This is a genomic window from Gluconobacter vitians, from assembly GCF_015244565.1.
GTDB classification, from domain to species: domain Bacteria; phylum Pseudomonadota; class Alphaproteobacteria; order Acetobacterales; family Acetobacteraceae; genus Gluconobacter; species Gluconobacter vitians.
Genome location: NZ_JABCQG010000032.1, coordinates 1 through 13,758, shown reverse-complemented (window position 1 = coordinate 13,758; position 13,758 = coordinate 1). Strand labels below are relative to the sequence as shown.

General features: G+C 58.1%; 10 protein-coding genes, 1 tRNA gene and 2 pseudogenes. 10 read left to right on the top strand and 3 right to left on the bottom strand.

What is annotated here, in order from left to right:
- From HKD24_RS14110 to HKD24_RS14080, 8 genes and pseudogenes are all read left to right on the top strand, one after another.
- A pseudogene (locus HKD24_RS14110) lies at window positions 1-102 on the top strand (IS5-like element ISMex42 family transposase); the annotation flags it as partial.
- A gap of 415 nt (window positions 103-517) precedes the next feature.
- Window positions 518-1,192, top strand: a complete 675-nt coding sequence (locus HKD24_RS14105; RefSeq protein WP_228124444.1) for a TetR/AcrR family transcriptional regulator — start codon at window positions 518-520, stop codon at window positions 1,190-1,192.
- Window positions 1,193-1,307: 115 nt separating this feature from the next.
- Window positions 1,308-2,288, top strand: a complete 981-nt coding sequence (locus HKD24_RS14100; RefSeq protein ID WP_322783334.1) for an efflux RND transporter periplasmic adaptor subunit — start codon at window positions 1,308-1,310, stop codon at window positions 2,286-2,288.
- Window positions 2,266-5,376 carry an efflux RND transporter permease subunit gene (locus HKD24_RS14095; protein WP_194260836.1) on the top strand — a complete coding sequence of 1,037 codons (3,111 nt, stop codon included), beginning with the start codon at window positions 2,266-2,268 and terminating at the stop codon, window positions 5,374-5,376. The genes HKD24_RS14100 and HKD24_RS14095 overlap by 23 nt, the downstream gene beginning before the upstream one ends.
- Complete coding sequence (locus HKD24_RS14090) at window positions 5,373-6,809, top strand: efflux transporter outer membrane subunit (RefSeq protein WP_228124443.1); 1,437 nt, start codon at window positions 5,373-5,375, stop codon at window positions 6,807-6,809. Before HKD24_RS14095 ends, HKD24_RS14090 begins: the two co-directional genes overlap by 4 nt.
- On the top strand, window positions 6,806-7,858 hold the full coding sequence (locus HKD24_RS15380) for a hypothetical protein (protein ID WP_228124442.1): 1,053 nt from the start codon (window positions 6,806-6,808) through the stop codon (window positions 7,856-7,858). The genes HKD24_RS14090 and HKD24_RS15380 overlap by 4 nt, the downstream gene beginning before the upstream one ends.
- Window positions 7,798-8,730 (top strand): alpha/beta fold hydrolase, encoded by a 933-nt coding sequence (locus tag HKD24_RS15375; protein WP_322783333.1) that lies wholly within the window; start codon window positions 7,798-7,800, stop codon window positions 8,728-8,730. Before HKD24_RS15380 ends, HKD24_RS15375 begins: the two co-directional genes overlap by 61 nt.
- Before the next feature lie 2 nt (window positions 8,731-8,732).
- The gene (locus HKD24_RS14080; protein WP_322783332.1) at window positions 8,733-9,737 is read left to right on the top strand and encodes an Lnb N-terminal periplasmic domain-containing protein; all 1,005 of its coding nucleotides are present in this window, start codon (window positions 8,733-8,735) and stop codon (window positions 9,735-9,737) included.
- A 23-nt stretch (window positions 9,738-9,760) separates the two neighbouring features.
- Here HKD24_RS14080 and HKD24_RS14075 read toward each other — a convergent pair whose 3' ends face one another.
- Window positions 9,761-10,639: an N-formylglutamate amidohydrolase gene (locus tag HKD24_RS14075; RefSeq protein WP_194260834.1), complete on the bottom strand. Its 879-nt coding sequence runs from the start codon at window positions 10,637-10,639 to the stop codon at window positions 9,761-9,763.
- Between the two features lie 75 nt (window positions 10,640-10,714).
- Here HKD24_RS14075 and HKD24_RS14070 point away from each other — a divergent pair.
- Window positions 10,715-10,789 (top strand) — tRNA-Val (locus HKD24_RS14070).
- Between the two features lie 190 nt (window positions 10,790-10,979).
- Here the strand turns inward: HKD24_RS14070 and HKD24_RS14065 are convergent.
- The gene (locus tag HKD24_RS14065; RefSeq protein WP_194260833.1) at window positions 10,980-12,083 is read right to left on the bottom strand and encodes a tyrosine-type recombinase/integrase; all 1,104 of its coding nucleotides are present in this window, start codon (window positions 12,081-12,083) and stop codon (window positions 10,980-10,982) included.
- Window positions 12,084-12,779: 696 nt separating this feature from the next.
- Between HKD24_RS14065 and HKD24_RS14060 the strand changes: the two genes are divergently transcribed.
- Window positions 12,780-13,537 (top strand): IS5 family transposase gene (locus tag HKD24_RS14060; RefSeq protein WP_194260832.1). Its coding sequence is split into 2 segments (ribosomal slippage): window positions 12,780-13,119 and window positions 13,119-13,537, totalling 759 coding nucleotides; the frame shifts between segments, so codons are not numbered across the junction.
- 120 nt (window positions 13,538-13,657) lie between these two features.
- Here HKD24_RS14060 and HKD24_RS14055 read toward each other — a convergent pair.
- Window positions 13,658-13,758: pseudogene (locus HKD24_RS14055) on the bottom strand (IS5-like element ISMex42 family transposase); the annotation flags it as partial.

Below are 13,758 nucleotides of genomic sequence, written 5' to 3'. Positions count from 1 at the left end.
CTCAAGGAGTGGCGCGCTGTCGCAACCAGATACGAAAAAACAGCAACGTCGTTCCTCGCGGTCATCCACATCGCTGCCGCAGCAGACTGGATCAAGCCCTAACAGGCCCTACTTCACGACTCATTCTGTGGATATACGTGTCTATGAGCCCATTACAATTAATAACAACAGGATTGCATTTGAAAGACAATCCTGAATTTCTGGTCGAGGCCGATAGCGGAAAACGCACCGCGCATGAGCCACCCACGCTCAGAAAGCAGCCCTAACAGCAGACCTGGATTACAACGTGATGCTTGATCAGAGCTTCCGTCCAAAAGCGCTTGTTGTCCGATGCATGCAGGAACCCGGCTCCAAACTTCCCCTCCCGATTATGAGGAGAGCCAGCCCGTTGCCGTGTGTCACTGACCTGAAAATGTCGCAGACAGATTATGTTTCTGATGCTTGCGAGACTGAACCGTCTCGTCTACCAAAGAAAAACAATTCTGACACCGATCAGACGCTCGCAAGGAGATACCGCATGGCTACGAAACGTTATGGGGGACGACCTGACATCAGGATGTCCGAAGAGCTTGATGCCCTGATCCTCCAGACGGCCATACATCTCTTCGGCGAAAAGGGATACGCTGCGACCTCGATGGAGCAGATTGCCGCAGTGGCGCAGGTCGGAAAACAGACGATCTACCGCCGGCATTCCTCAAAGGAAGTGCTGTTCAAGACTGTCATTACCGAACTCGGACAGAGCCTTCTGGGGGCTGCGGCACCGCCGGAACAGATGGTGACGGAAAACCCCCTCCTTGCCCTGCGTAAGACGATGCGGATGCTGCTCGACCTCGTTCTCCAGTCCGAAGTCATCGCACTGAGCCGTACCTTCATTGCAGAAGGCTGGCGTTTCCCTGATCTCGTGGAACACGCAGGCGCCCACATTTTTGAGCCACTGGAAAAGCTGACATTCACGCTGCTTGGTGCGCTCGAAAAGGCCGGACTGCTGAAAGAGGCTTTCGGTCGTGAAGAGACGAGCCGGACGCTATCGGCATTGCTTCTGAGTTGGCCACACCAGCAGAGACTCTTTGGCCGCGAAGTGCTGAAGACTGCGGAGGAACGCGACCATTACCTGGAACACTCGTGGAATGCCGTCATGGGTGGGATTCTCGCAACACCGCAATCTTATAACAGCATGGAACCGGCCCAATGACAGGTCGCACGCGCAGATTACCCCTGATGATGAGCAGCGGTTTTCTTCTCGTTCTGGCCGCCTGTCACAAACACACACCGCCGCCCGATATCCGTCCGGTCCGCTCCGCTCCATCGTGGTTCAGCCGGTCACCACCACGACAGGGGAACCCCTCACCGGCCAAGTCGCCCCCCATCGCACCGTAGCCCTGTCGTTCCGGCTTCCAGGCAAGATCGTGGAACGGAGCGTCAGTGTCGGCAGTACCGTTCATGCCGGGCAGGTCGTAGCGCGGCTGGACGAGGTCGCCGCAGGACAGACCCTTCAGGCCGCAACCGCGGACGTTGAAGCTGCGAAAGCCGAGCTCATACAGATGGAGACGCTCCGCCACCGCGCCATCGCGCTTCTTCCGGTCAAGGCGCTCTCGAAAAATGACTATGACGATGTAATCCGCCGCTACCGCTCGACCCAGAGCGCCGTGCAGTCAACCGAGGCGCGGATGGGCATTGCACAGGAAAGTGTGGACCATACCCGGCTGACTGCGGATGCGGACGGGATTGTCACCGACCGGCTGGCGGAAGTTGGAGAAGTCGTTGCCGCAGGCCAGCCGGTGCTGCGCGTAGCGGAAAGTGGAGAGCGGGACATCCAGTTCGACGTTCCTGCTTCTCTCCTGCGCTCGACGAACCTGACAGGCGAAACGCTGTCCGTCTGTCTGGATGCCGATATGTCGGTCTGCACCACGGCACAGCTCTATGAAATTGCGCCCGATGCGGACCCGCTGACGCGCACCTATCGGGCCAAGGCGCTTCTGCATGCCCCTCCCCGTGACCTGACCCTGGGCTCTGTCGTGATTGCCCGTATAGTGCAGCCAGACCGACAGGAAATCCGCCTGCCACCGGCAGCCCTGACGGCACAGGATGGCAAAACCGCGGTCTGGATCGTCGCACCCGGTTCATCGACCGTCTCTCTCATGCCGATCGAAATTGCCCGCTATACGGCCACCGACGTGTTTGTCGCATCCGGTCTGAAGGCTGGAGACCGCGTCGTTACGGCCGGTGTGCAGGCGCTTTATCCAAACCAGAAAGTCACGCTGCTGAATGACGCCGATGTCCGACCGTAAGCCTTCGACGCCTGGCGGCCTGAACCTGTCCAGCTGGTCGATCAATCATCGTGCTCTCGTCCTGTTCTTCATGATCCTGATCGGAGTGGCGGGTTTCAGATCCTATTTCGATCTGGGACGCAACGAAGACCCGCCATTCACGGTCAAAACCATGGTCGTGCAGGCTATGCTTCCCGGTGCGTCCGTCGAGGAAACGACGCATCTTCTGACGGACCGCATCGAGAAGAAGCTGCAGGAAACGCCGTATTTCGACTACGTCAAAAGCTACACGGTTGCAGGAAAGACCACGATCCTTCTCAACCTGCTGTCGGGAACACCCAAGGCCAAGGTTCCGGACATCTGGTATCAGGTTCGCAAGAAGGTGGGAGACCTCAAGGTTTCCCTGCCATCCACAACCGTGGGGCCGTTTTTCGATGACGAATTTGGCGATACTTACGGCATCATCTATGCCTTCACTGCCCAGGGATTTTCGCATCGTGACCTGAGGGATTACGTCGAGACGGTCCGTGACGAGCTTCTGCATGTGCAGGATGTTGCGAAGATCGACACGCTGGGCGCTCAGGACGAGAAAATCTACGTTGATTTCTCCAGCCACCAGTTGGCGCGACTGGGGATCAACAGCGCGATGATCGCCTCGTCGCTTCTGGCCCAGAACGTCCTGATGCCCTCAGGCACGCTCGATACCGGAACCGAACAGATCCGCATACAACCCACCGGGCGGTTCAATTCGGTCGAGGACATCAGGAATGTCACGGTCTATGCCGGAAACCGCAAGATCCGACTGGGCGATATCGCCACAATTACCCGATCCTATTCCGATCCGCCGCAGACGATGTTCCGCGTAAACGGTCAGGACGCCATCGGTCTGGCGATTTCCATGAGCGCGGGTGGCAACGTGCTTGCGATGGAAAAGAACATTTCCGCGACCATGGCTGAACTGCACGCGCGGATGCCCGTGGGTATTGAGGCGCATCTCGTCGCCAATCAGCCCAAAGTTGTAAAAGACGCGGTCGGGGACTTTACGGAAGCCCTGTTCGAAGCCATCGCCATCGTTCTGGGCATCAGCTTCCTCAGCCTTGGCGGGCGCGCTGGCACCGTCGTGGCATTTTGCATTCCATTCGTTCTGGCCGTCGTCTTTACCTGTATGAAGATCTTCGGGATCGATCTTCAGCGCGTCTCCCTTGGCGCGTTGATTATTGCGCTTGGCCTGCTGGTCGATGATGCCATGATCACGGTCGAAAGCATGGTCAGCAAGCTTGAAGAAGGCTGGACCCTCGCCCGTGCTGCGACCTTTGCCTATACGTCCACTGCCTTTCCCATGCTGACGGGCACGCTGGTAACGATTGCGGGCTTCGTCCCGGTCGGTTTCGCGCGCAGTGTTGCTGGCGAATATACGTTTTCGCTGTTCGCTGTTGTGGGGCTTGCACTGATCGTCTCGTGGTTCGTGGCTGTTCTTGTCGCGCCCCTGATTGGGGTAACAATCCTGCACGAACATCCTGAAGCAACGGCAGGGACCGCAGAGCCCCGCCCCCCGGGACGGATTCTGACCACGTTCCGGCGCTTTCTGCTCCGGTCCATGCGCCACCCGCGTGTAACGGTCTTCGTCAGCCTCGGCGCACTGGTCGTCTCCATCCTGCTTCTGCCACTTGTTCCGAAACAGTTCTTCCCGGCTTCCGACCGGCCCGAACTGCTGGTGAACCTGTCTTTGCGACAGGGATCGTCCCTCAAGGCAACCGCAGATGTCTCGCGTCAGCTTGACGCCCTGCTCCGCAATGATCCGGACATCGATCACTGGAGTTCATATGTCGGACGCGGCGCCATCCGGTTCTATCTGTCGCTGGACGAGCAGCTTCCGAACGACTTCTTTACCCAGACCGTGATTGTCGCGAAGGACGCGGCCGCCCGTGAACGCATCCGCCATCGGCTGGACGAGACCCTCAGCCGCCAGTTCCCGGAGATCGTGTATGGACTGTTCCCGCTGGAACTCGGGCCGCCTGTGGGCTGGCCCGTGCAGTATCGTGTCAGCGGCCGCGATCCGGACAGGGTCCGGGATTATGCACAGCAGGTCGCCCGAATTATGGATGAAAGCCACAACCTGCGGCTGATCAATTTCGACTGGGGCGACCCGGCCCGGAAACTTCGCATCGACGTCCGTCAGGAAGATGCACGCCGTCTGGGGCTGTCCTCCTCCGCCATTGCTCTGGCCATCAATGCAACGGTCACAGGCATGACGGCCACGCAGGTGCGTGACAACATCTATCTTGTCGATGTCGTGCTGCGGGCCAATCGGGATGAAAGACTGTCGATCGAACAGCTTCGCAATCTCGATATCCGTCTGCCCAACGACCTGACTGTCCCTCTCTCGTCGGTTGCAACAGTCGCTTATGTGGAGGACTATCCGCTGATCTGGCGCCGTGACCGGCTGCCGACCATGACCGTCCAGGCCCAGCTCCAGAATGGTATGCAGCCGGATGCAGTGGTCTCGGCACTGGCTTCGAAAATGGCTGCGTTCCGTGCGCAGCTTCCGCCCGGCTATCATCTCGCCGTCGGTGGAACCGTTGAGGAAAGTGCCAGATCACAGAGATCCGTGGTCGCTGTTATGCCGGTCATGGTCCTGATCATGATGGCCGTACTGATGATCCAGCTGCAAAGCTTCAAAAGGCTTGCTCTGGTCCTGAGTGTCGCACCATTTGGCCTGATCGGTGTCGTAGCGTCCCTCCTGCTCACGCAGCATCCCATGGGCTTCATCGCCATGCTGGGGCTGGTTGCGCTGGTTGGCATGATTATCCGCAACTCCGTCATTCTCGTTCACCAGATCGAAATCGAGCAGCAGAACGGAAAGTCGGAATGGAACGCTGTGGTCGATGCCGCGATGATCCGTTTCAGACCAATCATGCTGACGGCCGTCGCGGCCATCCTTGGCATGCTCCCGATTGCCTCAAGCGTGTTCTGGGGGCCGATGGCCGACGTCATCATGGGCGGTCTGGCCGTCGCAACCGTCCTCACCCTGATCTTTCTGCCCTCGCTTTATGTGATGTGGTTCCATGTCCGCGATCCGGACTCTGTTCCGGCCAAAGGAGCTGCATGATGCGTCAATGGCTTCCACTTGCCCTCCTGCTGGTCGGTGGATGCTCCTGGCTGGCCCCGGACTATAAACGTCCGGCCGTTGCCCTGCCCGCGACATGGGGTGAAACGACGTCCGTCGCACGCGACGATCGGACCTGGTGGCTCAGCTACGGCGACCCGGTTCTGAACCAGCTTATCCAGAGTGCCCTGGACGACAGTGACGATATCGCCCTTGCGGGGAACCGGCTGATGCAGGCCCGGGCACAATATGGATACGCGTTCGCCAACCAGCTTCCCATGCTGTCAATCGCCGGCGCCGATGCCTACGGACAGTTTGCAAATGGGCGGGTCAGTGCACTGAACCAGAGCCTTCATTTTCCCAATAAGATGAGCAATCTGGGCTTCGTCGGGGGAATGCTGACATACGAGCTGGACCTGTGGGGCAAGAATGCGAGCCTCAGTAACGCGGCAAAAGCAGGCGTTCACGCAGGCGTCTATGCCATGGATGCGGCACGGCTTTCCGTAGTCGCAGGTGTCGCAAAACTCTATTTCAGCCTGCGTGCGCTGGATGAAAATGTGGCACTCCTGAAAGAGACGATCCAGACACAGGACGATCTTCTGGCTCTGGTCCAGCGTCAGTACGATGTGGGTGCAACGGATGCGCTGACCCTTGAAGGCGTCAGAGAAAGACGCGATGCCGTCCATGAACTCCTGCCGGATATGGAAGATCAGCGGGACCGCGCAGAGAGCGCTCTGGCAGTCCTGATCGGACAGTCTCCGCAGGACATCGTGCAGAGCGAGGTTCCGCGTGGCCGCGACATCGGAGAAATGAACGTTCCGGAACCGGCGCCGTCTCTCCTGCCCTCCGAACTTCTCGAGCGCCGGCCGGATATTGCGATGCACGAGCAGATGCTGATCGCGAGCAATTTCAATATTGGCTTCGCACGCGCTGCATATTTTCCGTCCATTTCTCTCGCCTCGCTGGCCGGGGTGAATAATGTTGATATCGACAATCTGTACCGGGCCACTGGTCGCGCCTGGACGCTCGGTGCGGCCATGGCAGCGCCGGTTCTGGATTTTGGACGCACGGAAAGCGGCGTCCGGCTGGCAAAAGCCGGAAAGAACGAACAGGTGATCCTGTATCAGCAGTCCATCCGCTCGGCCTTCAAGGAAGTCCGAGATGCGCTTCTTGCGCAGAAAACCGCTTCGGGGCGTGAAGAGGATGCGATTGGCCGCGAGACGGCAGATCAGAAGCGGCTCCATCTTACGACACTGCGTATGGATCAGGGATATGCGAGCCAAGTCGATGTACTGACCGCCCAGGCCGTTTTCCAGCAGTCCCGGCTTGCACATGTTTCAGCCCGGCTTCAGCGACTGGATGCCTCGGTCGATCTTTACAAGGCAACTGGAGGGGGATTTCATACACCCATGGCCAAGACCGCCGCCTCCCCATGAAGAAGACCCTGCTTTCCCTGACAGCACTCCTGTGCCTTGAAGGATGTGCTGCCCCTATTTCCGTCCGGAAGCTTTCGCTCACGGCGGCCTATCAGGACCGTAACGAAAGCGCATTGGCGGGAGAGCGCCTCACCAATCTGACACGCACTGTTCTGCAACGCGGAAATCTGCTTCCACTATGGCAGGCTCATCCGGCCCAGGCGCTTCTCGAATTGCAGAACCGGACCCGTGAACATCTTTATACCAGTACGCTGGAGGATCAGCTTTTCGCACTGGCAGAGCTGAACTACCTCCAGGGACGGCGCCATCGGGACCGGGGGGCCTTCATGGCCGCAGCCCTCTATGCCTACGCCTATATCAATCCCGACGGCACGGCAGACGCACGCCCTAGCCCTTACGACATCCATCTGAGACAGGCCTGCGACCTGTACATGTTCGGGCTAACGGAGGCTCTGGGAACACCGGTCAATCTCGTCTCACAGCAGTGGCGCCTGTCTTCTGGTCCAGTCGATATCTCCATCGATCCGGCGCAACTGCGCTGGCATGGTCATGATGTCACCGATATTCGTCCCGTTTCCCGCCTAGCGGTCAGTGGTTTTGAAAACATTTATCGGCAGAAGGGCTTGGGCGAACCCGTCGGCGCCCTTCCTCATCTGACGAAGTCGGAAAACCAGTCCTTCCAGATTGCCAATTCCCTGCGTGTGCCGATGAACCTGATGCTGGTCATGAGCGCGCCTCGCCAGCAGATCCTGTCGGACCATATCTCCGCCAGCTTTCAGCTTACGCCCATTGATGAGACCATTGCCAGAGAGCACGCGCCGCTCCAGTTCGATCAGACGACAGCCCGCGCTGAAAGCCTGAATGATGCGATGGACTGGTCTGTCGAATACCGTGGCTTTCTGGACGGCCGCCTGTTCAATCAGGGGGATCGTCCCCAGCTTCTGACCATTGAACCCCATCAGTCTGGCAGTCTGGTCACCGGCCCGTCGTGCTGGTGCATGGCACGGCATCCAGTGCAGCGCGCTGGGCCAATATGGTCAATGATCTGATGGAAGATCCGGTCATCAGGAACCATTACGAGTTCTGGTTTTTTTCCTACGCAACCGGCAATCCCATCCCCTATTCCGCATTGCAGCTCCGTCAGTCTCTTGAAAAGGCGGTGGCGCAGCTTGGTGGCGCAAAGGCAGATCCGGCTCTGGGGAAAATCACCCTGATCGGTCACAGTCAGGGAGGCCTTCTGGCCAAGATGCTGGTCGTGAATACAGGAGACAGGCTCTGGAACGGCATGATCTCGGTGCCGCTTGATCGCCTGAAACTGCGTCCGGCCGACGAGAAGCTCCTGCGCGATGCTCTCTTCCCTAAACCGCTCCCAGAAGCCCGGAGCGTAGTCTTCATTTCCACGCCCCAGCACGGAAGTTATGTCGCCGGGCTATCCGTCGCGCAGTTCGTGGGGCGGCTCGTCACATTCCCGGTGTCAGTTCAGGAAGTCGTCCGGGCCGTCTTTGCCAGCTCTCCGGAAACCCGCAAGTTGAACATGCGGCCATGGCGCGTCGGCAGTGTTTACGGTATGTCGCCACGCAGTTCGTTCATCCGCTCCCTCGCCGCCATTCCCGTTGCACCTGGCATCGACAGTCATTCGATCATTCCGGTCCTGGGCGATGGTCCGCTGAAAACGGCTGACGACGGAGTGGTCACATATGAGAGTGCGCATATTCCGGACGTGCAGTCCGAGCTCGTGGTCCGCCATTCCGGTCATTCGACGCAGTCCAATCCGGTTACGACGGCCGAAGTCCGGCGCATCCTGATTGAACAGCTTGAAAAGGACGGAACTGTCCCGCCAGACACGGATACCGGCGGAAAAGGAACGGTCACCTCTCTGGGAGGCAGTTACACGCCATTGCCGCAGGGTGAACCTCAATGAACGTGAAGGGGCCTTTCCGCTGGAAACACGCGGGAAAGACTGCGGGGCTCATCACACTCATCGTCTTTGTGCTCTTTGGAACTGCCGCGCTCTATTACTCTACAATTGAGCCTGACGCGCTACGCCTTGCCCTGACACTGCTTTTTCCATTGCTCGTGGTTTGTGCTTACCACTTGCCCAATCCGCTGATCCGCCGAACCGGTGTCGGCGTCCTCTGCGCAGCGCTCAGTCTTTGGTACGTCACTGATCCGCCACGTAATGACCGGGAGTGGCAGGGCGAGTATGCAATTCCTGCCGATGTCGTGATGGACGGTAGCCTTGCCCACATCCTCCATGTCCGGAACTTCATCTACCGGACGACACAGGACTACACGCCCCGTTACTACGATGCGACCTATAATCTGGATGACCTTTCATCTGTAGATCTCGTTACATCCTACTGGGCCGGGAATGCCATCGCGCACGTCTTCCTCAGCTTCGGCTTCCGTGACGGACGGCATGTCGCCATTTCCATCGAAACACGGCGTCAGAAGAAATTCCAGTATTCGACCATCGCCGGCTTTTTCCATCATTACGAGACGTTTTATGTGACAGCGGATGAGCGTGACCTGATTGGTGTACGGACCGATGTGCGTCATGAGCGGGTTTATCTCTACCGCCTCAATCTTTCGGCGCCAGAGCGCAGACGGCTTTTTGAAAGCTATCTGCGTGAGATCCATACGCTGGTCCATCATCCGGCCTGGTACAACACCCTGACAGACAACTGCACCACAGGCATCCTGACCCGTGCACAGGCCAGACTGCGATACAGACTGGACTGGCGGGTACTACTCAGCGGATACACAGCGTCTCTGGCCTATGATCTGGGCCTTCTGGATACGCAGTTGCCTTTCCCGGAACTCAAGAAACAAAGCCGCATTCACCGCCCGCCCAATGCATCTCCTGACGCGGACTATTCCGATGAAATCCGCCGCAGCCTGTCACGAAATAGCGGTTCCGTGGATTGAGTCTTTCAACGGCGGATGATTTTTTAAAGCGCCATATTACTACAGGTTCGGGATGCCAGACTTCCGTTTCCCATCCAGCCCGCTATGCCTGCGAGCAGATGCTGCATGTTCTGATAGGTTTTCTCGAACCCGCTCCCGGGCTGCAATGTCGCCGAATTAAGATAAAGGGACCTGCAGATCTCAACCTGCAACGCATGCATATTTTGCTCAGGGCGCCCGTAATACTGCGTGATATAGCCTCCTGAATAAGGGGTATTGCGCCGGACGGAATATCCCCTGTCTTCAAGCAGGACTTCGACAAGATCCATAATGCCCGGATTGCAGCTTTTGCCGTGCACGTCCCCAAGAACGATATCGCACGGGCGCGCATAGGGCAGTCTGGGCATCGAATGGGTCTCGAGCAGAACCGCATACCCAAACCGTGCACGCATCTCACTCAAGAGAGCAGCCAGCGCCTCGTGATACGGAAGCCAGGCAGCCGCAAGCCGCTCCCTTATTTCTGATGGATGAAGGGGCTGCCCGTAGATCTGCCGTCCATGTGAGACATAACGCGGGATAACACCGAAGCCTGCCTTCACCTTCGCTGTAAGAAGAACTTCATCCTCGGGGGGCTTCGGGTCGAACATTCCTGCATCCACTTCCCGCCAGTCCCGATTTACGTCGCACCAGACCCGGGGAAATTCCGCGCAGATCAGCGTAGCACCGAAATCCGGCGCAGTTTCAAACAGCCGATCCACGAAGCGGTCTTCGCTCTGCTGGAGTTCCTGAAAGGAGAGCGACGCACTTTCGAGGAAATCTGACGGATAGTTCCGCCCAGAATGTGGAGACGAAACAAGCAGAGGAATCGCGGTATTCCGTGGTCTTTCCACCCTAAAAGACGTCAGAGGCACAGAAGGTCGCATATTTTTTTCATATTTGGCTCCAGAGGGGGTTGCAAGGTTTTCCGGAGACAGCTAGAAACCGCCTCACCGGACCGGGGGCGCATAGCTCAGCGGTAGAGCACTACCTTGACATGGTAGGGGTCACAGGTTCAATCCCTGTTGCGCCCACCACTCGGTCCGGTAAGAAACTCCTTGAAAACATTGATCTTTTAGTGGTCCTTTCAGCCGATGACGCTGACTGGCATGGATCATTTAAAGTCGATTGGTACCGTATAGAGCCGGACATTGCCGAGCAAATCCGTGCAAAATCCGTGCACTCTTTCCGGCATCTGCGCACTCATGCGACTCGGGCGCTGCGGATTCAGTCACTGATACCCAGCCATTCCAGTATCTTGGCCCGATATGCGTTCGGCATTACCTTGGCATAGCGCGTGACCGTCGTGATGTTGCCCCATCCCCCGTCAGCCTTGAGACGCATGAGATCCTTGTGCAGGCAGTATTGCCAGCTCGCCCAGGTGTGACGGGCATCATGCGGAGTTACGTCCGGGACGAATACGCTCTTCGGTTTCTCCTGCCCCTTGGGTGTCCAGACGCGCATGTGCCTTGGCAGACCTGCTTTGCGGCAAGCCACCGACCATCCGGACTTGATCTGGCCACCACTGGTACGCCCGTTTTCCGAATAGGCTTGCCCGACTTCCCTGCCCTTCCCGTTTCTCGATTTCCGGGAACGGACCGGACGGAACACGCGGCCGTCTCGATTGGGTAGAAACGCCAACGATGCACAGATGCGAGGCGGTAGATCGATGTGACGCTCGTTCCCCTGCTTCTGCCAGACAACAGCCCGTTTTCCCTTCAGATCCAAGCAGGCCCAGTCCAGTTCGAGAGCCTCTGACATGCGGGCCCCGGTGCCAAACAGAAAGACCAGAAACGGCTTCAGGTGTGGTGCCGCGTTACCGATCAGGTCCGTCACCTGCTCGGGCCTGAGATAAACCGTCCGGTTCATCGGAATGCGCGGCTTGTCGAACGCCGGCCGTTCGCACCATCTCCGGACAGCAGCGAATTCGAGGACGGAACGCAGAGGCGTGAGAACTGACCTGACCTTTGTGGCAGGACTGGCCTCGGCTCCATCGCGCAGAATATGCCTATAAGCCTGATCGAGCGCTGTCTGATCGATGTCTGCCAAGCGCATGGTGCCGAAATGGTCCAACAGGCGACGAAGATAGGCCTTCGTCGCCTCGGAACGCGGCTCCGCCTCGGCATAGCCAGCGACCGCATGGGCGAAGGTTACAACGGCGCGCTTGCCATAGATGCTTTCCTGCCAGAGTTCTGCTTCGCGCTTCGCCCTGTATTCTTCCGCCTGCTGGGGGTCAGAAGTTCCTGAGCTTTCATAAACGCTCTGTCCCTTGACGGCTCCGCGAACGTAGTAGGTTTCCGATCTGGCACGTTTGACGAGTTTGAGTGGCATTCCAAGCTCAATAAAAGGCGCCTGTAATCCGCCGGATAAAAGATGATGCGGCTACCCCAGCGACGATGGGTTGGACTTCCATGAAAGTCCCGCACGCGGTTCAAATGCTCGCGGAGTTTCGTACGCCCGACACGACCCTTGAGGCGTCTTAGAACGTCCTTAAGGGTTAGGGTTTCTTCCAAAACCTCACTCATAAAACACTCCCCGACCGCTGACCAGCCGCAAGATGGAACAGGATCACGAGGGCAAGCGCCTCGCAGAGGGTGGGGTTTAGGGAGATCATCACGCGCTCCACTTCTCAGCATTCAGCAGGCCGCACTCGCGGCGGATTTCGTTGTCGTGGTGGCGGAGGTCCGGCAAGGCAAGGCAGAGCCGCTGCACGCTCGATCCGCTCCATGAGGAAAGAGCGCGCAATCACGTCGCTCAGGTCCTCGTTGATCTCGCGGGGGTTGGTCATTCTGGCAACTCCTCGGCCGGCACTTCTGCGTTGGCGTCGGCCTGCTGACGTTCAGCCTCGTGCAGCGCGCCGTAGCGATCAGCGAACAGGTCAGTGACGTCTGCCAGCACCTCCTCGGAGACGGGGCGGCCTGCGTCACGAGCCTTGGTCTGTGTCTTTTCCCATTTCTTTTCTTCTAGGCTCAGGACCCATTGATTTGATTGAGGAAATCTGATTCAGGCTCTGTGAGGAGACTGGAGATGAGCGACCTGTTTTGGCTGACGGACGAACAGATGGGCCGTCTGCGGCCGTTCTTTCCCAAGGGCCACGGCAAACCTCGCGTTGATGACCGCCGAGTGTTGAGCGGGATCATTTTTGTGAACCGTAATGGCTTGCGCTGGCGTGATGCGCCCCGGGAATACGGTCCGCACAAGACGCTCTACAACCGCTGGAAGCGTTGGGGCGACATGGGCATTTTCATGAGGATAATGGATGGCCTGTCTGCTGCGAAAACCGAGCCGCGGACCATCATGATTGATGCAACCTATCTCAAGGCACACCGCACGGCTTCAAGCCTGCGGTTAAAAAAGGGGATCCAGTCCGCCTGATGGGTCGCACCAAAGGCGGTATGAATACCAAGTTGCATGCGGTTACCGATCAGAACGGACGACCGCTGAGCTTTTTCATGACTGCAGGGCAGATCAGTGATTACACCGGAGCCTCTGCTCTGCTGGACAGCCTGCCCATGGCACAATGGATGCTGGCGGACCGAGGTTATGATGCTGACTGGTTCAGGGATGCCCTGGAGGAAAAAGGAATCAGGCCTTGCATCCCGGGACGGAGATCCCGCGGAAAACCCGTCAAATACGACAGGCGGAAATACAAACGTCGCAACCGCATCGAGATCATGTTCGGACAGCTCAAGGACTGGCGGCGGGGCGCAACACGCTATGACAGATGCCCGAATGTCTTCTTCTCCACCATCTGCCTCGCTGCAACCGTCATCTTCTGGCTATGAGTCCTGAGCCTAATCGCTGGCAGGAGCATTCGGACATGTCGCTGATGGGCCGGTTGAAGCAGGCTGGTTTTGCGGTGAAGTTCCGACCCTCGAAAGCCGTGACGGATGGGCTAGGGCCTGTTAGCACTTGATCCAGTCTGCAGCGGCAGCGATGTGTATGACGGCAAGGAATGACGCCGCTGTTTTTTCGTATCTGGTCGCGACTGCACGCCACTCCTTGA

What these genes read in the sequence shown, in the direction of transcription:
- HKD24_RS15380 (WP_228124442.1), top strand. Translation starts at nt 6,806, where the DNA reads ATGAAGAAGACCCTGCTTTCCCTGACAGCACTCCTGTGCCTTGAAGGA.
- HKD24_RS14090 (WP_228124443.1), top strand. Translation starts at nt 5,373, where the DNA reads ATGATGCGTCAATGGCTTCCACTTGCCCTCCTGCTGGTCGGTGGATGC.
- HKD24_RS14105 (WP_228124444.1), top strand. Translation starts at nt 518, where the DNA reads ATGGCTACGAAACGTTATGGGGGACGACCTGACATCAGGATGTCCGAA.
- HKD24_RS14075 (WP_194260834.1), bottom strand. Translation starts at nt 10,639, where the DNA reads ATGCGACCTTCTGTGCCTCTGACGTCTTTTAGGGTGGAAAGACCACGG.
- HKD24_RS14095 (WP_194260836.1), top strand. Translation starts at nt 2,266, where the DNA reads ATGACGCCGATGTCCGACCGTAAGCCTTCGACGCCTGGCGGCCTGAAC.
- HKD24_RS14065 (WP_194260833.1), bottom strand. Translation starts at nt 12,083, where the DNA reads ATGCCACTCAAACTCGTCAAACGTGCCAGATCGGAAACCTACTACGTT.